Genomic DNA, 19,280 nt, shown 5'->3' on the forward strand with positions numbered 1-19,280 from the left:
GTTGGCCATGAATCCTCCAGCACCACTAAAGGGCCGTGGCACGGCACACAATCCGCACAACCGTTTTGCCCCCAGCCATTCGCTGGTAGAGGACGACGGCTGGTATCAGGAAGTGCCGCAGACCCAAGGCACCGAGGTGCGTAGCGAAACGGCGAAATCGGTCATCACCCGCAACACCTCCCCCGACCTGCCCTTCGACCGCTCCATCAACCCTTACCGCGGCTGCGAGCATGGCTGCATCTACTGCTATGCCCGCCCCTCCCATGCCTATTGGGACCTCTCCCCCGGCTTGGACTTCGAAACCAAGCTGATCGCCAAGACCAACGCCGCCGAAGTGCTCGCGCAACAGCTGAGCAAACCGGGTTACGTGTGCGCGCCAATCAATCTGGGTTCCAATACCGACCCGTACCAGCCGATCGAGCGGGAACAGATGCTGACCCGGCGTCTGCTGGAAGTGTTGCTGCGTTTTCGTCACCCGGTGACCATCGTGACCAAGGGCTCGCTGGTGTTGCGTGACCTCGATCTGCTGGCAGAGATGGCCCGCCAGCGCCTGGCACGGGTAATGATCAGCCTGACCACACTGGACGACGATCTCAAGCGGGTGCTGGAGCCACGGGCGGCGTCACCCAATGCCCGGTTGAGGGCCATCCGCGTGTTGCGCGAGGCGGGTGTGCCGGTAGGTGTGTTGTGTTCGCCGATGATTCCGATGATCAACGACAGTGAGCTGGAGCGCTTGCTGGAGGCTGCCAAGGACGCTGGCGCACAGAGTGCGGCCTACATGATGTTGCGCCTGCCGCTGGAAGTGGCGCCGTTGTTCGAGCAATGGCTGCAGGACCATTACCCGCAGCGGGCGGCGCATGTATTGAGCCTGATCCGCCAGAGCCGGGGGGGCGAGCTGTATGACAGCCGGTTTGGCACGCGCATGCGTGGCGAGGGTGTGTTTGCCGAGCTGCTGGGGCAGCGTTTTGCCAAGGCCATGAAGCGGCTGGAATTCGAAGGCCGGGAAGCGCAGGGGCTGGATTGCTCGGCCTTCTGTCCGCCGGGTGGGCAGATGGCCCTGTTCTGAAACCCAAGGGCACAATGCCAGCCCAGAATTTAACTAATCCCAGTTAATAAATGCGCTAATGCATCTTGGCAATTGATGTTTTTTTGCTATTATCCAAGTCCCGCCTTTTCTATCTGGAACACCCGTTCTAGAGCCTTCGAATTAAGTTTCAGTTAAGTTTTCCCCGCTAGCGTAGGAAATCAGTCCACACCGACTGTGATCTATGGCCTGTGCGTGTCATCTAAATCCCTGCATAGCCAGAATCTTTCACCGGTAAAATGGATTTACCTACACACCGTCAAGAGGATGAATCATGCCCGTCAAGGACCCATCCAAGGTCGTACCGCAGGTCCCCGCGGAAAGCGCCGATGCTGCCCTGAAGCACATCGTCGACGGCTTCCTGCGCTTTCACCATGATGTCTTCCCTGATCAGCAAGAGCTGTTCAAGAAGCTTGCCACCGCGCAAACACCGCGCGCCATGTTCATTACCTGTGCAGACTCGCGCATTGTCCCCGAGCTGATCACCCAGAGCTCGCCAGGCGACCTGTTCGTGACCCGTAACGTGGGCAACGTGGTACCGCCTTATGGCCAGATGAATGGCGGTGTTTCCAGCGCGATCGAGTACGCCGTACTTGCGCTGAAAGTGCACCACATCATCATTTGCGGTCACTCCGACTGTGGCGCCATGCGTGCTGTACTCAACCCGCACTCGCTGGACAAGATGCCGACAGTCGGGGCCTGGTTGCGCCATGCCGAAGTGGCTCGCACCGTGGTCGAGAACAACTGCTCGTGCGGCAGTGAACACGAAACGATGCAGGTGCTGACCAAGGAAAACGTCATCGCCCAGCTGCACCACCTGCGTACCCACCCTTCGGTGGCCTCGCGTCTGGCCGCTGGCCAGCTGTACATTCATGGCTGGGTCTACGACATTGAGACCAGCAGGATCGAAGCCTATGACGCCGCCAGCGACAGCTTCCTGCCCCTGGCCGCCGGCGAGCCGGTCCCCTGCGCCACTCCGAGAGGCCGCTACTAAGCGACCCATCCACCGCTAGAACCTTGATAGCCGGCTGCATCCTGTAGGGGTGTGGCGCGGCCTTCGGCTGCCTTGAAATCCCTGACTGCCCTGCCGGCAAACCCGCTGGCGGCCCGCGCCTGCGCGCTCGTCAGGGGCAAACGTGCCCACGGCCAGAGGAATGGCCGTGCGACTAGAGAAAGGAGAAACACGGTGAACATTACACAGTTGAAAGCGGCCCTGCCGCGTGAGTTGCTGGCGTCGGTGGTGGTCTTCCTGGTGGCGCTGCCATTGTGCATGGGCATTGCGATCGCCTCGGGTATGCCGCCGGCCAAAGGCCTGATTACCGGCATTATCGGCGGCATTGTCGTCGGTTTTCTGGCTGGATCACCGCTGCAGGTCAGTGGACCGGCCGCAGGCCTGGCAGTACTGGTGTTCGAGCTGGTGCGCCAACATGGCATGCCCATGCTTGGGCCGATCCTGCTGCTGGCCGGCCTGCTGCAGTTGCTGGCTGGGCGTTTGCGCCTGGGCTGCTGGTTCCGCGTCACCGCGCCGGCGGTGGTGTATGGCATGTTGGCGGGGATTGGGGTGCTGATCGTGCTGTCGCAGGTGCATGTGATGTTCGATACGGCGCCGCAGCCTTCCGGGTTGCAGAACCTGCTGACATTCCCGTCCACCGTTGCCGCAGCCCTGCCACAGGAACGCGCAGGCGCTGGCTGGATGGCCGGTGCGCTGGGCCTCGGCACCATCGCCATCATGTGGGGCTGGGAGCGCCTTCGGCCGCAGCGGCTGCGCTTCGTGCCGGGTGCCTTGCTCGGTGTGGCGAGCATGACCGCCATCAGCCTGTGGCTGGCCTTGCCGGTGAACCGCGTACAAGTGCCGGCAGACCTGTCCGAGGCCATTGACTGGATTCGCCCAGATGACCTGATGCAACTCGCCGACCCTACCCTGCTGGTCGCTGCCTTTGCCCTGGCGTTCATCGCCAGCGCCGAAACCTTGCTGTCGGCCGCAGCGGTTGACCGCATGCACAGTGGCCAGCGTTCGGACTTCGACCGCGAGCTGTCAGCCCAGGGCATCGGCAACATGCTTTGCGGGGCGCTGGGTGCTTTGCCGATGACCGGGGTAATCGTGCGCAGCTCGGCCAACGTGCAGGCGGGGGCGCAGACGCGGGCCTCCGCGATATTCCATGGCCTTTGGCTGTTGGCTTTCGTGGTGGCGCTGAGCAGCGTGCTGCAGCAGATTCCGGTGGCGAGCCTGGCGGGTGTGCTGGTGTACACCGGGGTCAAGCTGGTCGATTTCAAGGCGTTTCGTGGGCTGGGCCGTTATGGCCGCATGCCGATGTTCACCTATGCGGTGACGGCGCTGGCGATCATTTTCACCGACCTGCTGACCGGCGTGATGCTGGGTTTTGCCCTGACCCTGCTGAAGCTGGCGTTCAAGGCGGCGCGGCTGAAGATCAACCTGGTCAGCCTGGAGAAAGCTGGGGATATGGAGCTGCGGCTCAGTGGTGCGGCGACGTTCCTGAAGGTGCCGGCGCTGACCCAGGTGCTGGATACCGTACCGGCGGGCACTACGTTGCACGTGCCGTTGGGTAACCTGAGCTACATCGACCACTCGTGCCTTGAGTTGCTGGAAGACTGGAACCGCAGTAATGGGGCGAATGGGTCGCGGCTGCTGATCGAGCAGCGGCGGTTGAAGCGGCGGATCGAGGGGAGGTTGCGGACTACGGCGGGGATTGGGGCCTGAAGCTGAAATCTCTGTTGTCTGAACTGGCCTCTTCGCGGGTAAACCCGCTCCCACAGGGTACTGCACAGCATTCAAAGCCTGTGCGGTCCCTGTGGGATCGGGCGTGCCCGCGAAGAGGCCGGTACAGGAGGATCAGGCCGGTTGGCCCAGCTCCACACCCAGCTGTCGCGACAGGCACGGCCAGCGCTTCCACGCCTCGCCAGTTGCAGGGCTGCTCAGCTTCTCGCGATAAGCCTCCACCGATTCCACCGCAAAGCTCTCGTCATCGAGCATTTCGTCAACCGAGTGATGCACCACCTCATCCAGCTGGTTGGCAAAGCTCTCGCCAATCAACTGGTGGGCAATCAGGTTGGCGACGGTGGTGTCGACCGGGATCAGCGGCTGCTGGAAGTGGCGGATGTACAGGTCATTCACTTCCTCCACCAGACGGTGTGCCAGGTAAGCCTCATCCAGCAGGCAGTCCAGGCCTACATGCCCTTGCATCACACTGGGCGGTTGCAGGAAGTAGGCTTCGGCAATTTTCAGTACCGGTTTGATCTGCGATTCGATCCCGGCTTCGCGGGCGACCTCATGCGCGGCCTCCAGCAATTCCGGAACCTGGTCGATGTAGGCGCTGACGAAGCGCGCCAAAGTACCCTGGGCGTCCTGCTCAGGCAGTTGGATCGAGGGGTGCAGGTGGGGCAGTTGCAGCTCGAGACGCTGTTTCAATTGGCCGGTCTGGCCTTCATGTTGATGGGCTTGGCTTACCTGCTCGCGTACAGCAGCGATGTTCATGACAACTCCAGGGACATTACGTTTCAAACGGAAGACACTAAATTAGCTCGGTATACAGAATACCTAAGACGTATTTGTTATAAATCCCGCAAACGTGTGCGCTCTCAGGCATATCGAAATGCCATTATTTCGCCACACCCTATCAACCTCGCGGTTTTCAGGCCATTTGCCTATTTCGTGAGGTTCATTTCACAGGCTTCATTGCGTGCCATTGGTCGCTGTCTATACTCCCGTTGAACGTGATTCGTTGATGAGGCCCGACTGCTTTTAGCAGGGGCTCGGTCGTCGAAGCCAGGCAGTCTTGACCGCCGTTCCCTCTTGCCGCAGGCCACGCCTCCGGGACAACAAGAATTAGAAGGGGAACCCGCAATGATGCGACATCCACATGTCTGGATGGGCCTCCTGTTGTGGTCGGTTTTTGGTCAGGCCAACGCCGCCTGGACCGTGAACATGCACCCAGGGGCGACGGAGGTCTCCAACGCCGTCTTCGACCTGCACATGACCATCTTCTGGATCTGCGTGATCATCGGCATCGTGGTGTTTGGCGCGATGTTCTGGTCGATGGTCATCCACCGCCGCTCCACCGGCCAGCAGGCCGCGCATTTCCACGAGCATACCTGGGTGGAAATCCTCTGGACCGTGGTGCCCTTCCTGATCCTGGTGGTCATGGCCATCCCGGCCACCAAGACCCTGATCGACATCTACGACGCCAGCGAGTCGGACATCGACATTCAGGTCACCGGCTACCAGTGGAAGTGGCACTACAAATACCTGGGCCAGGACGTGGAGTTCTTCAGCAACCTGGCCACGCCCGCCGATCAGATTCACAACAAAGCCCCCAAGGACGAGCATTACCTGCTTGAAGTCGATCAGCCGCTGGTGCTGCCGGTGGGTGCCAAGGTGCGTTTCCTGGTGACCGCTGCCGACGTCATCCACTCCTGGTGGGTGCCGGCCTTCGCGGTCAAGCGCGACGCCATCCCCGGCTTCGTCAACGAAGCCTGGACCCGTATCGAGAAGCCCGGCATCTACCGTGGCCAATGCACCGAGCTGTGCGGCAAGGACCACGGCTTCATGCCGGTGGTGGTCGAGGTCAAGTCCAAGGCCGATTACGACACCTGGCTAGGCGAGCGCAAGGCCGAAGCCGCCAAGCTCAAGGAGCTGACCAGCAAGGAATGGACCCTGGAAGAGCTGGTGGAACGTGGCGACAAGATCTACCACACCACCTGCGTGGCGTGTCACCAGGCTGAAGGCCAAGGCCTGCCGCCGATGTTCCCGGCACTCAAGGGCTCGAAGATCGCCACCGGGCCGAAGGAAGGCCACTTGAGCATTGTCTTCCACGGCAAGCCCGGCACGGCCATGGCGGCCTTCGGCAAGCAGCTGTCGGAAGTCGACATCGCCGCTGTGGTCACCTACGAGCGCAATGCCTGGGGCAACAACAAAGGCGACATGGTCACGCCGAAGGACGTGCTGGCGCTGAAGCAGGCAGAAGCCAAGTGAACCGGGTTACTCGCGGCAATCAATGGGTTGCAGGAGACAGGACATGAGTGCAGTGATCGACGACCACGCCCACGGCCATGAGCATGCACACGGCCCGGCCAAGGGCCTGATGCGCTGGGTGCTGACCACCAACCACAAGGACATCGGCACCATGTACCTGTGGTTCGCCTTCATGATGTTCCTGCTTGGTGGCTCGTTCGCCATGGTGATCCGCGCCGAGCTGTTCCAGCCGGGCTTGCAGATCGTTGAGCCGGCGTTCTTCAACCAGATGACCACCATGCATGGCCTGATCATGGTGTTCGGTGCAGTGATGCCGGCCTTCGTCGGGCTGGCCAACTGGATGATCCCATTGATGATCGGCGCGCCAGACATGGCCTTGCCGCGGATGAACAACTTCAGCTTCTGGCTGCTGCCGGCGGCCTTCCTGCTGCTGGTCTCGACCCTGTTCAGCCCGGGTGGCGGGCCTAACTTCGGCTGGACGTTCTACGCCCCGCTGTCTACCACCTATGCGCCAGCCAGCGTCACCTTCTTCATCTTCGCCATCCACCTGATGGGTATCAGCTCGATCATGGGGGCGATCAACGTGATCGCCACCATCCTCAACCTGCGTGCCCCAGGCATGACCCTGATGAAAATGCCGCTGTTCGTCTGGACGTGGCTGATTACCGCGTTCCTGCTGATTGCAGTGATGCCGGTACTGGCCGGCGTGGTGACCATGATGCTGATGGACATCCACTTCGGCACCAGCTTCTTCAGTGCCGCCGGTGGCGGTGACCCGGTGCTGTTCCAGCATGTGTTCTGGTTCTTCGGCCACCCTGAGGTGTACATCATGATCCTGCCGGCCTTCGGCGCGGTCAGCTCGATCATCCCGGCGTTTTCGCGCAAGCCGCTGTTCGGCTACACCTCGATGGTATATGCCACCGGCGCCATCGCCTTTCTGTCGTTCATCGTTTGGGCCCACCATATGTTCGTGGTCGGCATCCCGGTGGTCGGCGAGCTGTTCTTCATGTACGCCACCATGCTGATTGCCGTGCCCACCGGGGTGAAGGTGTTCAACTGGGTCAGCACCATGTGGGAAGGCTCGCTCACCTTCGAAACGCCAATGCTGTTCGCCATTGCCTTCGTCATCCTGTTCACCATCGGCGGTTTCTCCGGCCTGATGCTGGCGATTGCCCCGGCGGACTTCCAGTACCACGACACCTACTTCGTGGTGGCGCATTTCCACTACGTGTTGGTGCCAGGGGCAATTTTCGGCATCTTTGCATCGGCCTACTACTGGCTGCCGAAATGGACCGGCCACATGTACGACGAAACCCTCGGCAAGCTGCACTTCTGGCTGTCGTTCATCGGCATGAACATGGCCTTCTTCCCCATGCACTTCGTGGGGCTGGCCGGCATGCCGCGACGCATCCCGGACTACAACCTGCAGTTCGCCGACTTCAACATGGTGTCGTCGATCGGCGCCTTCATGTTTGGCGCCACGCAGATCTTCTTCCTGTTCATTGTCATCAAGTGCATACGTGGGGGCGCGCCGGCGCCTGCCAAGCCTTGGGATGGCGCTGAGGGCCTGGAATGGTCGATTCCTTCGCCTGCGCCCTACCACACCTTCCAGACACCCCCGGAAGTGAAATAGGAAATCAGCCATGAACGGCCTGTCGCTGAAACGCCTGGTAACGCGCCTGCTGATGCTGACGGTGGTGATGTTCGCCTTCGGTTTCGCCCTGGTGCCGATCTACGACGTGATGTGCAAGGCCTTTGGCATCAACGGCAAAACGGGTGGCCAGTACGAAGGTAGCCAGGTCAGCGACCCGACGCGTTCGGTGCGGGTGCAGTTCATGTCGACCAACGCCAGCGACATGGTCTGGGACTTCTATTCCACGGCCGATCAGCTGGAGGTGAACCCAGGGGCGGTGAACCAGATGATCTTCGTCGCGCATAACCCGACCGATCGGCCGATGAGCGCGCAGGCCATACCCAGCATCACCCCGGCCGAGGCCGCGGCGTACTTCCACAAGACCGAGTGCTTCTGCTTTACCCAGCAGGTGCTGCAGCCCGGCGAACGCATAGAGATGCCGGTGCGCTTCATCGTCGACCGCGATCTGCCGGCCAGCGTGAAGCACCTGACACTGGCCTACACCTTGTTCGACATCACCGCTCGCCACCCGCCGGTCGCGCATGTTGCGGCCCAGGACGTCCAGGGCGCCCGTTAAGGGAAGGAGAACAGCAATGGCAAGTCATGAGCACTACTACGTCCCGGCGCAGAGCAAGTGGCCGATCATCGCCACCATCGGCATGTTCATCACGGTGTTCGGTCTGGGAACCTGGTTCAACGACATGAAGGCCGGCCACCCGGACTCGCATGGGCCGCTGATCTTCTTCATCGGCGCGTTGTTCCTGGCCTACATGTTGTTCGGTTGGTTTGGGGCCGTGGTCAAAGAGAGCCGCGCCGGGTTGTACAGCCCGCAGCTGGACCGCTCGTTTCGCTGGGGCATGAGCTGGTTCATCTTCTCCGAGGTGATGTTCTTCCTGGCCTTCTTCGGTGCGCTGTTCTACGTGCGGGTGTTGGCAGGGCCATGGCTGGGCGGCGAAGGGGCCAAAGGTGTCGCGCACATGCTGTGGCCGACCTTCGAATTCACCTGGCCGCTGCTGCACACACCCGACCCGAAACTGTTCCCGCCGCCCAAGGAGGTGATCGACCCGTGGCACTTGCCACTGATCAACACCATCTTGCTGGTCAGTTCCAGTGTGACCATCACCCTTGCCCACCACGCCTTGCGCCGTGACCACCGTGGGCCGCTGAAATTCTGGATGGCGCTGACCATCGTGCTGGGTATCAGCTTCATCGCCTTGCAGGCCTTTGAATACCACGAGGCCTATACCAAGCTGGGGCTGACGCTGGGCTCGGGGATTTATGGCGCGACGTTCTTCATGCTCACCGGGTTTCACGGCGCCCACGTGACCTTGGGCACGATCATCCTGATCGTGATGTTCGTGCGTATTTTGCGTGGGCACTTCAACCCGGAGAAACACTTCGGCTTCGAAGCGGCCAGCTGGTATTGGCACTTCGTCGATGTGGTGTGGGTGGGGTTGTTCATATTCGTATACGTGCTTTGAAGGGAAACAGAGACCCTGTAGGCGCGGGCAAGCCCGCGCCTACAGGGGGCAGATGAAAACTTCAGAAGGGGGCGTGGGACACGAGCTGACCGCTGATGAAGCCCCAGGCCACCAGGCCAATGGTCAGCGCCGCCAGGGTCACCCGCACTGTCAGTGCCTTGAGCAGACGAGTTGAGTTTTCATCGTCCTTGACCAGAAACACCAGGCCACTGAACAAGCTGGCAATCGTGGCCAACAGCATCAGGACAATCGCGGCCTTGAGCATGGCGCTACTCCGGGGGGATGCGGTGATGTGGATAAGTATAGCGAGGCGCCCGTGAGGCCGTTTCGCCCAGGCTGGGTACCGACCCTGGTGGTGCTTGCGCTGCTGCCGGGGCTGATTGCCCTTGGCTGCTGGCAACTCGGCCGAGCCGAAGAAAAGCGTGGGCTGTTGGCCAGCTATGCCGAGCGACGGGTCGAGGCGCCGCTGGCCGCAGCCCAGCTGACGTCCAGTGACGACAACGCGTTCCGCCGCGTGCATTTGTATGGCCGCTTCGATGCCGAGCACAGCCTGCTGCTGGACAACCGCATGCGTGACGGCCAGGCCGGTGTCGAACTGCTGCAACCCTTCCATGACCAGGCCAGTGGCCTGTGGTTGCTGGTCAACCGCGGTTGGCTGCCATGGCCGGACCGCCGGGTGCCGGTGCATTTCGAAACCCCGTCCCAGGCCTTGGCGCTGGACGCGTCCGTGTATGTCTCGCCCGGCAGCACCTTCCAGTTGCATCCCGACCCTGAAGGCGGCCAATGGCCGCATTTGCTTACCGCCATTGATGCCGTGCAGCTATGGCCGCAGCTCGACCGCGAAGGCTTCGCCCACGAACTGCGCCTGGAGCCCGGCCCGGCGACCTATCGCCTGGACTGGCCGGTCGTGGCCATGGGCCCGGAAAAACACCTGGGCTACGCCGTGCAGTGGTTCGCCCTGGCGACCGCTCTGGTTCTGCTCTACCTCTATTTCGGCTGGCACCAAAACAAGGAGAAACGCCATGGCCACCGCCACTCCACTGGACCTGCCTGAACGTAGCAAGCCCCGAGCCCGCGGGCGTTTGCAGCTGTTGCTGATTCTGCTGGTAGTGCTCGGGCCGATGATCCTGGCCACCAGCATGTACAAACTCAACTTCTGGGTACCGGAAGGCCGCAGCTACCACGGCGCGATGATCGGCAACGGGGAAAGCCGTGCCGATCTTGGCGTGGCCGGCGAGGACGAGCGCTGGCAGTTGCTGGTCAGCGCGCCTCAGGCCTGTGCCGAAGACTGCCAGCGGCTGGTGTACCTGGCCCGGCAGATTCAGGTCGGCCTGGGCCGCGATGCCAGCCGCGCCAGCCATGCACTGGCCGCTGCCCAGCCGCTGAGCGCCGACTACCAGGCGCTGCTCGGCCGCGAGTACCCGCAGCTGCAGCGCTACCCGCTGGATGCGCAACGTTACCAGCAGAAGGTTGCCGAGCCCGGCCCGCAGCTGTGGATTGTCGACCCGCACGGCAACCTGGTGCTGCGCTACGACGGCAAGGTCAACGGCAAGCATGTGCTGGATGACCTGCGCCACCTGCTCAAGCTGTCCAATATCGGCTAGGAGCCTGCCATGGCCAGACCCGGATTTCGCCTTGCTGTGTTCGCCACCCTGCTGGCACTGCTGGTCGTCCTGCTCGGTGCCTATACCCGGCTGACCCATGCCGGCCTCGGCTGCCCCGACTGGCCGGGTTGCTATGGCTTCATCAGCGTGCCCAAGAGCGAAGCGCAACTGGCCCATGCCGAGCTGCACTTTCCTGAGCACCCGGTGGAAGCTGCCAAGGGTTGGGCCGAGATGGTTCACCGCTACTTTGCCGGGACTCTAGCCGTGGTAATCGCCCTGCTCGCTTTCCAGGCGCTGCGCCGGCATGCCCGCGATGGCCAGCCCTATCGCCTGCCCGTGCTGTTGCTGGGTGTGGTGTTGGCCCAGGCCGCCTTCGGCATGTGGACGGTCACCCTGAAGTTGTGGCCGCAAGTGGTCACGGCGCATTTGTTGGGGGGCTTTACCACGCTGAGCTTGCTGTTCCTGTTGTCACTGCGTCTATCACGGGCCTTTGCACCCTTGCCAAAACTGCCCCTGAGCTTGCGACGGCTCGCTGCGTTGGCCCTGCTGGTGGTGATCGGCCAGATTGCTCTGGGTGGCTGGGTGAGTGCCAACTACGCAGCCGTCGCCTGCATCGACCTGCCGACCTGCCATGGCCAATGGTGGCCGGCGGCGGACTTCAGCAATGGCTTCCACCTGACCCAGCACGTCGGTCCAAACTACCTTGGCGGGCAACTGGACAGTGATGCCCGCACCGCCATCCACATCAGCCACCGGCTGGGCGCGTTGCTGGTGACCTGCGTGCTGCTGATGCTTAGCTGGAAGTTGCACCGCTGCGGCTTGCCCGGCCTGGCACGGGTGGTGCTGCTGGCGCTGACCCTGCAAGTGGGCCTGGGTATTAGCAACGTGGTGTTCCACCTGCCACTGGCGGTGGCTGTTGCGCACAATGCCGGCGGCGCGATGCTGCTGCTGAGCATGGTGCTGGTGAATTACCGCATTCGCGTGGTCGACAGGGTTCGCGTGGGGGTCGGCAATGGCTGGCGCCTGCGGCCTGTGGCTGGCGTGGGCATATCCCATCACATGAGGAACGATTCGTGGCGACGCTTCTGAGCGCAAGGCGGGCCAGCTGGCGCGATTACCTGGAGCTGACCAAGCCCAAGGTGGTGGTGCTGATGCTGATCACCTCGCTGGCAGGCATGTTCCTGGCCACCCGCGCGGGTGTGAGCTGGAGCGTGTTGCTGTTCGGCAACCTGGGGATCGGCTTGTGCGCGGGTGGCGCTGCGGTGGTCAACCATGTGGTGGACCGACGCATCGATGCACTGATGGCACGTACCCACAAGCGGCCGCTGGCCCAGGGTCGGGTCGAGCCGCTGCCGGCATTGCTGTTCGCCCTGGCACTGGCGCTGCTGGGCATGGCTCTGCTGCTGGCGTTCACCAACGCCCTCACGGCCTGGCTTACCCTGGCCTCGCTACTGGGCTATGCGGTGCTCTACACCGGCTTTCTCAAGCGCGCCACGCCACAGAACATCGTCATCGGCGGCCTGGCCGGCGCCGCCCCGCCGTTGCTTGGTTGGGTGGCGGTAAGCGGCCATGTCAGCGCTGAGCCCTTGCTGCTGGTGCTGATCATCTTCGCCTGGACCCCGCCGCACTTCTGGGCGCTGGCCATCCACCGCAAGGAGGAGTACGCCAAGGCCGATATCCCGATGTTGCCGGTGACCCATGGTGAGCGCTACACCAAGCTGCATATCTTGCTGTACACGCTGATTCTGCTGGCGGTAAGCCTGCTGCCGTATGCCATCCACATGAGCGGCCCGCTGTACCTGGCCTGTGCCCTGGTCTTGGGCCTGCGCTTCCTGCAATGGGCCTGGGTGTTGTACCGTGGCAGCCGGCCGCACGCGGCAATCGGCACCTTCAAGTACTCTATCGCCTACTTGTTCGCGCTGTTCATCGCGTTGCTCCTTGACCACTACCTGTTGCTGAACCTATGACCCGAACCCAGAAAACCGTCTTCATCCTCGTTGCCCTGGTCGCGTTGATCCTGGGCCTGACCGTCAACAAGGTGCTCAATGGTCGCGACCAGCCCAACCCCACCGAGCTGATCGACGCCGGCATCATCCTGCTGCCGCAGAGCCGCACTGTGGCCGACGTGACAATGACCAACCAGGACGGCCAGCCCGTGCGGCTGGATGACCTGAAGGGCAAATGGTCGCTGCTGTTCTTTGGTTACACCTACTGCCCGGACATCTGCCCGACCACCCTGGCCCAGTTGCGCCAGGTGAAGAGCGAGTTGCCCAAGGAAGCCGTCGACCGGCTGCAGGTGGTGCTGGTGAGTGTGGACCCGAACCGCGACACGCCGAACCAGCTGAAGCAGTACCTGGGCTATTTCGACAAGGACTTTGTCGGTGTCGCGGGGTCGATCGAAGACACCCAGAAGCTGGCCAATGCCTTGAGCATTCCGTTCATACCGGCGGATACCAGCAAGCCGGGGTACACCGTGGACCACAGCGGCAACCTGGCGGTTGTGGGGCCGGATGGGCGTCAGCGCGGGTTTATTCGTGCGCCGTTCAACAACCAGAAGCTGGTGGCGCAGTTGCCTGGGCTTGTGAAGCGGGATTGAGATTGATGGGCCTGCTGCGCAGGCCTATCGCGACACAAGGCCGCTCCTACAGGGGTACGCGGTCTCTTGTAGGAGCGGCCTTGTGTCGCGAAAGGGCCGCAAAGCGGCCCCAGGGGTGTCGGATCAGAACGCTGGAACCACAGCGCCCTTGTACTTCTCGATGATGAATTGCTTCACCTCTGGCGAGTGCAGTGCAGCTGCCAGTTTCTTCATGTCTTCCGAGTCCTTGTTGTCCGGGCGGGCAACCAGGATGTTCACGTAAGGCGAGTCGCTGCCTTCGATGGCCAGCGCGTCTTTTTCCGGGTTCAGCTTGGCTTCCAGCGCGTAGTTGGTGTTGATCAGGGCGGCATCGACCTGGGTCAGCACACGCGGGATGGTGGCCGCTTCCAGCTCACGGAACTTGATGCTTTTCGGGTTCTCGGCAACATCCTTCACGGTGGACAGGATGTTCTTGTTGTCCTTGAGCTTGATCACACCGGCCTTGTCCAGCAGCAGCAAGGCGCGGCCGCCGTTGGTGGCGTCGTTGGGGATGACCACGGTAGCGCCGGAGGACAGCTCGTCCAGCTTCTTGATCTTGGTCGAATACACGCCCAGCGGCTCGATGTGCACGCCCGCCACGCTCACCAGGTTGGTGCCCTTGGCCTTGTTGAACTCATCCAGGTATGGCTGGTGCTGGAAGAAGTTGGCGTCCAGGCGCTTTTCGGCCACCTGCACGTTCGGCTGAATGTAATCGGTGAATTCCTTGACCTTCAGCTCCACGCCTTCTTTGGCCAACTGCGGTTTGACGAAGTTGAGGATCTCGGCGTGCGGCACCGGGGTGGCGGCAACGGTCAGGGTATCGGCGTGGGCCGAGAAGGCCGCGACAGCGGCAGCGACAGCAAGCAGCTTCTTCATTGATCACTCCTTGTGAGGGCCGCGACGGCCCCCGAACGGGTCGGCCGGGCCGACCCTATTGGGGTTACTTACGGGAAAAATGTACGACCAGTTTGTCGCCCACGCTTTGCAGGACTTGAACCAGTACCAGCAGCAGAACCACGGTCACTACCATCACATCGGTCTGGAAACGCTGGTAACCGAAGCGGATAGCCAGATCGCCCAGGCCGCCCGCACCCACCACACCGGCCATGGCGGTGTACGAAACCAGGGTGATGGCGGTGACGGTAATGGCTGCGAAGATACCCGGGCGGGCCTCCGGCAGCAGTGCGCTGGTGATGATCTGGCGGGTGGTGGCGCCCATCGACTGGGTGGCTTCGATGATGCCGCGGTCCACTTCACGCAGAGCGGTTTCAACCAGGCGGGCAAAGAACGGCGTGGCACCCACTACCAGTGGTGGGATGGCGCCGGCAACGCCCAGCGAGGTGCCGGTGATCAGCACGGTGAATGGGATCATCACGATCAGCAGGATGATGAACGGCAGCGAGCGCAGGATGTTGACCACCAGCGACAGCAGCGCGTACACGCCCTTCTGTTCGAACATCTGCTTCGGCCCGCAGAGGAACAGCAGCACACCCAGCGGCAGGCCCAGCAGCACGGTGAAGAACAGCGAGCCGAACAGCATGATCATGGTGTCGATGGTGGCCAGCCAGATTTCGGCCCAGTCGACGTTGGCGAAGAAATTCAGGGCGTCCATCAACGCAGTACCTCCATATGTACGTCAGCTGCCTTGAAGCGGGCAAACGCCGCTTCCATGTCTCCGCCGATCAGGGCGAGGGTGAGCTGGCCATAGGGGACATCCTTGATGCGGTCGATACGCCCGGCGAGGATGCTGTAGTCCACACCGGTTTCGCGGGCCACGGTGCCCAGCAACGGCGCGTAGGTAGCGTCGCCTTGGAAGGTCAGGCGCACGATGCGGCCCGGTACGTGGGCAAAGTCGTCGCGCTGCTCGCCTTCGTCGACCTGCTCGTCTTCTTGGACGAAGCGCTTGGTGGTGGGGTGCTGCGGGTGCAGGAACACCTCGGCCACCGAGCCTTGCTCGACAATCTGGCCGGCGTCCATCACCGCCACGCGGTCGCAGACCCGGCGGATCACGTCCATCTCGTGGGTGATCAGCACGATGGTCAGCTTCAGCTCACGGTTGATTTCGGCCAGCAGTTGCAGGACCGAGGCCGTGGTTTGCGGGTCGAGGGCACTGGTGGCCTCGTCGCACAGCAGGATCTTTGGGTTGGTGGACAGGGCGCGGGCGATACCGACGCGCTGCTTCTGGCCGCCGGACAGCTGCGCCGGGTACTTCTTGGCGTGGTCTGACAGGCCCACGCGGGCCAGCAACTCGGTGACGCGCGTGTCGATCTCACTGCGCGACAGCTCGCCGGCCAGGGTCAATGGCAGGGCGACGTTGTCGGCGACGGTCTTGGAGGCCAGCAGGTTGAAGTGCTGGAAAATCATCCCGACCTGCTGGCGGAAGCCGCGCAGCTGGCTGGCGTTGAACGCGGTGACGTCTTCGCCGTCGACGATTATCTTGCCACCGGAAGGTTCTTCCAGACGGTTGATCAGGCGCAGCATGGTGCTTTTGCCGGCGCCGGAATGGCCGATCAGGCCGAACACCTGGCCATCTTCGATGGTCAGGCTGGTCGGATTCAGTGCGGGGATTTCCCTACCGGCAACGCGGTAGGTTTTATGTACCTGTTGGAACTCGATCACGTAGCGAACCTTGTGGGGCGCATTGAAATTTGAATCAGCGGTTAGCTGGGGTCGCGCATTTTAGCCTTTTCCCATAGCTGTTCTTAGCATTTATTTCGTAATGCACCAATCCATCGGGCATATCGCGACAACCGGTAATCCTGATTGAACGCTCGGCAATGCCTCCCAGTCACTACTTGAACAAGCCCGAAACGGGCACGCCTGAAGACTGACGAGGAGAGCCGACCATGCCCAGCAAGAAAACGGACGCGCCCAAGCACAGCGAGGCCGCCGGCACCCAGACCCCTGATCGGGCCAACACCAACGCCAAGCTGCAGAGCCTGGAGGCCTTCCGCAGCGATGCCACGGGCCAGGCCTTGCGCACCAACCAAGGGGTGAAGATCGCCGATAACCAGAACAGCCTCAAGGCGGGTGTTCGAGGGCCGTCGTTGCTTGAAGATTTCATCATGCGCGAGAAGATCACCCACTTTGACCATGAGCGCATCCCTGAGCGCATCGTCCATGCCCGGGGTACCGGGGCGCACGGCTACTTTCAGAGCTATGGCTGCCATGCCGAGCTGACCAAGGCCGGTTTCCTGCAGGACCCAGAAAAGATCACCCCGGTATTCGTGCGCTTTTCCACCGTACAAGGGCCGCGCGGCTCGGGTGACACGGTGCGTGATGTGCGCGGTTTTGCCGTCAAGTTCTACACCGATGAAGGCAACTTCGATCTGGTTGGCAACAACATGCCGGTATTTTTCATTCAAGATGCCATCAAGTTCCCGGACTTCGTGCATGCGGTGAAGCCAGAGCCACAGAATGAAATGCCCACCGGCGGCTCTGCCCACGACACGTTCTGGGACTTCGTTTCGCTGGTGCCGGAGTCGGCGCATATGGTGATCTGGGCCATGTCCGACCGCGCCATCCCGCGCAGCTTGCGAATGATGGAAGGCTTTGGCGTGCACACCTTCCGCCTGATCAACGCCGAGGGTGTGGCCAGTTTCGTCAAGTTCCACTGGAAGCCCCGTCAGGGCGTGCACTCGGTGTTGTGGGACGAAGCGCAGAAGCTGGCAGGCAAGGACACCGACTACCACCGCCGTGACCTGTGGGAAGCCATCGAGACCGGGGACTACCCGGAATGGGAGCTGGGCGTGCAGGTGGTACCCGAGGCCGACGAGCACAAGTACGACTTCGACCTGCTCGACCCGACCAAGCTCATTCCTGAAGAGCTGGTGCCGGTGAAGCTGCTGGGCAAGATGGTGCTCAACCGCAACCCGGACAACTTCTTCGCAGAAACCGAGCAGGTGGCGTTCTGCCCAGGGCATATCGTGCCGGGCATCGACTTTACCAACGACCCCCTGCTGCAGGGGCGATTGTTCTCGTACACCGATACGCAGATCAGCCGGCTGGGCGGGCCGAACTTCCATGAAATCCCGATCAACCGCCCGGTGGCGCCGAACCACAGCAGCCAGCGCGATGCCATGCACCGCATGACCATCGACAAGGGCCGGGCTTCGTACGAACCCAACTCCATCGACGGCGGCTGGCCGAAGGAAACACCCCCTGCTGCACAGGACGGTGGCTTCGAGAGTTATCAGGAGCGGATCGATGCACACAAGATCCGCCAGCGTAGCGAATCGTTCGGCGATCACTTCTCTCAGGCGCGGCTGTTCTTCCAGAGCATGAGCCCGACCGAGCAGCAGCACATCATCAAGGCTTACAGTTTCGAGCTGGGCAAGGTGGAGCGTGAAGCCATCCGTGCCCGGGAGGTTAACGAGATTTTGGCCAATATCGACCTGAAGCTGGCGGCGGCGGTGGCGGCCAACCTGGGGCTGCCTGCGCCCAAGCAGGGAACGGTCAAGGTGAAAGGCAGCAAGCTCGCGCAGTCCAAGGCGTTGAGCCAGATGAGCCACCCCGGTGACGTGGGCATCAAGGGGCGCAAAATTGCGCTGCTGGTGGCGGATGGCGTGGACGGTGCTAGCGTCGACAAGCTGGTGAAGGCGCTGGAAGCACACAGTACACGGCCGATGCTGTTAGGGCCGACATCGGCGCCGGTAAAGACTGCGGACGGTAAGCAGCTGCCGGTGGATGCGTCGATGGAAGGGATGCCTTCGATCATGTTCGACGGGATTGTCGTGCCAGGAGGCAAGGCTTCGGCGGACGCCTTGGTGGCCAGCGGGCTGGCCAAGCACTTCTTGCTGGAGGGCTACAAGCACCTGAAGGCGATGGTGTTGACCAAGGAGCTGGCGTCCGGCCTTGGGCTGAAGGAGGACAAGGGATTGCTGCTGGGGGATGACCAGAAGACCGTGGATGCCTTTGTCAAAGCGGTTGAAGGGCACCGGGTTTGGGAGCGGGAAGCAGCTGCGGAGGCTGTGCCGGCCTGATAGGTCCTATTCGCGGGTAAACCCGCTCCCACAGGTACAGCACCGACCTCGAAACCTGTGCTATCCCTGTGGGAGCGGGTTTACCCGCGAAGCTTTTTACTGCTGATGCGGTACCAGAACCACCTGCGCCGGCAGCGAGCGCTGGATCTCATGGGTCTGCTTCAGATCGAAACCACTGTCGATCTTGCGCACCCGCTTTTCCAGCAAAGTCTTAAGCCAAGGTGCGTCGTCAGTGCGCGGCACCTGGAGCACCACCTCGCAGTCATAGCTCACCACATCGGCGGCAATATCATCGAGCTGACGGCGCATGGCGCGGCTGTCAGTGGTCTTCAAGGCCACCACAGTGCTTGGCGCTGTCGGGTCGATGATACGTGCCTTGGGTTTGGCTTCAGCGGCTTTCAAGGCGGCCTCTGCCTTCTCCAGCTCGGCCTTGCGTGCCTGGCTCAGGGGATCGCCACCGGTCACTGCCGGGGCTTGCGGCATCAGTGCGCGAGCACGGGCCAACGCGGTAGCGGCCGCGTTCACATCGCCCTTCTGCAGGACGATCTGGCTGCGCTGCAGGTAGGCTTCGGCCAGCTGGCGCTGGTATTGCTCCGAGCGTGGGTCATCCGGCGACTGGGCCTGCAGGGCTGCAAGCTGGTCTTCGGCGGTGGCCAGCTCGTTGCTGGCGATATTTTGTTGCAACTGCTGCCAGGCATCGGCTTGGGCAGGTGCGGTGGCCTGCTCGACCGGCGCGCTGGAACAGGCAGCCAGGAACAGGGAAAACGCGGCAACAAGCAGATAACGGGAGGCGAACGGCTTCATTCCTGCGACTCTCTATTTGCGCAAAAAGCGAGCAAGTCTACACCCAGGTGCGCACGCTCGAAAACAGGTCTTACAGACCCTTTACCCG

At 62.1% G+C, this 19,280-nt stretch carries 19 protein-coding genes; 13 read left to right on the top strand and 6 right to left on the bottom strand.

The window, feature by feature from the left end:
- The first annotated feature begins 7 nt into the window (after nt 1-7).
- The 3 genes from Q9451_RS00435 (at nt 8) to Q9451_RS00445 (ending at nt 3,803) form a co-directional block, all read left to right on the top strand.
- Nucleotides 8-1,066, top strand: coding sequence for a PA0069 family radical SAM protein (locus tag Q9451_RS00435; protein ID WP_012269904.1), 1,059 nt, complete (start codon nt 8-10; stop codon nt 1,064-1,066).
- Nucleotides 1,067-1,358: 292 nt separating this feature from the next.
- Nucleotides 1,359-2,078, top strand: coding sequence for a carbonic anhydrase (locus Q9451_RS00440; protein WP_012269905.1), 720 nt, complete (start codon nt 1,359-1,361; stop codon nt 2,076-2,078).
- A 192-nt stretch (nt 2,079-2,270) separates the two neighbouring features.
- Nucleotides 2,271-3,803 (top strand): SulP family inorganic anion transporter, encoded by a 1,533-nt coding sequence (locus Q9451_RS00445; protein WP_012269906.1) that lies wholly within the window; start codon nt 2,271-2,273, stop codon nt 3,801-3,803.
- Between the two features lie 132 nt (nt 3,804-3,935).
- On the opposite strand, the gene Q9451_RS00450 is transcribed toward Q9451_RS00445, so the two are convergent.
- On the bottom strand, nt 3,936-4,577 hold the full coding sequence (locus tag Q9451_RS00450) for a hypothetical protein (RefSeq protein ID WP_012269907.1): 642 nt from the start codon (nt 4,575-4,577) through the stop codon (nt 3,936-3,938).
- A gap of 369 nt (nt 4,578-4,946) precedes the next feature.
- Here Q9451_RS00450 and coxB point away from each other — a divergent pair, with 369 nt between their 5' ends.
- The 4 genes from coxB to Q9451_RS00470 are packed head-to-tail and all read left to right on the top strand — an operon-like array spanning nt 4,947 to nt 9,188.
- Nucleotides 4,947-6,074 (top strand): cytochrome c oxidase subunit II, encoded by a 1,128-nt coding sequence (coxB, locus tag Q9451_RS00455; RefSeq protein ID WP_012269908.1) that lies wholly within the window; start codon nt 4,947-4,949, stop codon nt 6,072-6,074.
- Between the two features lie 43 nt (nt 6,075-6,117).
- Nucleotides 6,118-7,707: a cytochrome c oxidase subunit I gene (gene ctaD / locus Q9451_RS00460; RefSeq protein ID WP_012269909.1), complete on the top strand. Its 1,590-nt coding sequence runs from the start codon at nt 6,118-6,120 to the stop codon at nt 7,705-7,707.
- Between the two features lie 10 nt (nt 7,708-7,717).
- A complete protein-coding gene (locus Q9451_RS00465; protein WP_012269910.1) occupies nt 7,718-8,284 on the top strand; it encodes a cytochrome c oxidase assembly protein in 567 nt (188 codons plus the stop codon).
- A gap of 16 nt (nt 8,285-8,300) precedes the next feature.
- Nucleotides 8,301-9,188 carry a cytochrome c oxidase subunit 3 gene (locus Q9451_RS00470; RefSeq protein ID WP_012269911.1) on the top strand — a complete coding sequence of 296 codons (888 nt, stop codon included), beginning with the start codon at nt 8,301-8,303 and terminating at the stop codon, nt 9,186-9,188.
- A 61-nt stretch (nt 9,189-9,249) separates the two neighbouring features.
- Here the strand turns inward: Q9451_RS00470 and Q9451_RS00475 are convergent, their stop codons facing one another.
- The gene (locus Q9451_RS00475) at nt 9,250-9,453 is read right to left on the bottom strand and encodes a twin transmembrane helix small protein (protein WP_003258925.1); all 204 of its coding nucleotides are present in this window, start codon (nt 9,451-9,453) and stop codon (nt 9,250-9,252) included.
- Between the two features lie 51 nt (nt 9,454-9,504).
- Between Q9451_RS00475 and Q9451_RS00480 the strand changes: the two genes are divergently transcribed.
- The 5 genes from Q9451_RS00480 to Q9451_RS00500 are packed head-to-tail and all read left to right on the top strand — an operon-like array spanning nt 9,505 to nt 13,388.
- Nucleotides 9,505-10,242 carry an SURF1 family protein gene (locus Q9451_RS00480; protein WP_012269912.1) on the top strand — a complete coding sequence of 246 codons (738 nt, stop codon included), beginning with the start codon at nt 9,505-9,507 and terminating at the stop codon, nt 10,240-10,242.
- Entirely contained in the window at nt 10,211-10,792 is a 582-nt protein-coding gene (locus Q9451_RS00485; protein WP_012269913.1) for a hypothetical protein, read from the top strand. Before Q9451_RS00480 ends, Q9451_RS00485 begins: the two co-directional genes overlap by 32 nt.
- Nucleotides 10,793-10,801: 9 nt before the next feature.
- The gene (locus Q9451_RS00490; protein WP_012269914.1) at nt 10,802-11,881 is read left to right on the top strand and encodes a COX15/CtaA family protein; all 1,080 of its coding nucleotides are present in this window, start codon (nt 10,802-10,804) and stop codon (nt 11,879-11,881) included.
- Nucleotides 11,866-12,759: a heme o synthase gene (cyoE, locus tag Q9451_RS00495; RefSeq protein WP_012269915.1), complete on the top strand. Its 894-nt coding sequence runs from the start codon at nt 11,866-11,868 to the stop codon at nt 12,757-12,759. Before Q9451_RS00490 ends, cyoE begins: the two co-directional genes overlap by 16 nt.
- Nucleotides 12,756-13,388 carry an SCO family protein gene (locus tag Q9451_RS00500; protein ID WP_012269916.1) on the top strand — a complete coding sequence of 211 codons (633 nt, stop codon included), beginning with the start codon at nt 12,756-12,758 and terminating at the stop codon, nt 13,386-13,388. Before cyoE ends, Q9451_RS00500 begins: the two co-directional genes overlap by 4 nt.
- Nucleotides 13,389-13,511: 123 nt before the next feature.
- Here the strand turns inward: Q9451_RS00500 and Q9451_RS00505 are convergent, their stop codons facing one another.
- The 3 genes from Q9451_RS00505 to Q9451_RS00515 form a co-directional block, all read right to left on the bottom strand.
- Nucleotides 13,512-14,282, bottom strand: a complete 771-nt coding sequence (locus tag Q9451_RS00505) for a MetQ/NlpA family ABC transporter substrate-binding protein (RefSeq protein WP_012269917.1) — start codon at nt 14,280-14,282, stop codon at nt 13,512-13,514.
- A 64-nt stretch (nt 14,283-14,346) separates the two neighbouring features.
- Nucleotides 14,347-15,018 carry a methionine ABC transporter permease gene (locus tag Q9451_RS00510; protein WP_012269918.1) on the bottom strand — a complete coding sequence of 224 codons (672 nt, stop codon included), beginning with the start codon at nt 15,016-15,018 and terminating at the stop codon, nt 14,347-14,349.
- A complete protein-coding gene (locus Q9451_RS00515) occupies nt 15,018-16,025 on the bottom strand; it encodes a methionine ABC transporter ATP-binding protein (protein WP_012269919.1) in 1,008 nt (335 codons plus the stop codon). Before Q9451_RS00515 ends, Q9451_RS00510 begins: the two co-directional genes overlap by 1 nt.
- 227 nt (nt 16,026-16,252) lie before the next feature.
- Here Q9451_RS00515 and katE point away from each other — a divergent pair, with 227 nt between their 5' ends.
- Nucleotides 16,253-18,388: a catalase HPII gene (gene katE / locus Q9451_RS00520; protein ID WP_012269920.1), complete on the top strand. Its 2,136-nt coding sequence runs from the start codon at nt 16,253-16,255 to the stop codon at nt 18,386-18,388.
- A gap of 96 nt (nt 18,389-18,484) precedes the next feature.
- Here the strand turns inward: katE and Q9451_RS00525 are convergent, their stop codons facing one another.
- Nucleotides 18,485-19,192 carry a PA5502 family lipoprotein gene (locus Q9451_RS00525; protein ID WP_012269921.1) on the bottom strand — a complete coding sequence of 236 codons (708 nt, stop codon included), beginning with the start codon at nt 19,190-19,192 and terminating at the stop codon, nt 18,485-18,487.
- Nucleotides 19,193-19,280 lie beyond the last annotated feature (88 nt).

It is taken from the genome of Pseudomonas sp. NY8896 (assembly GCF_039634505.1).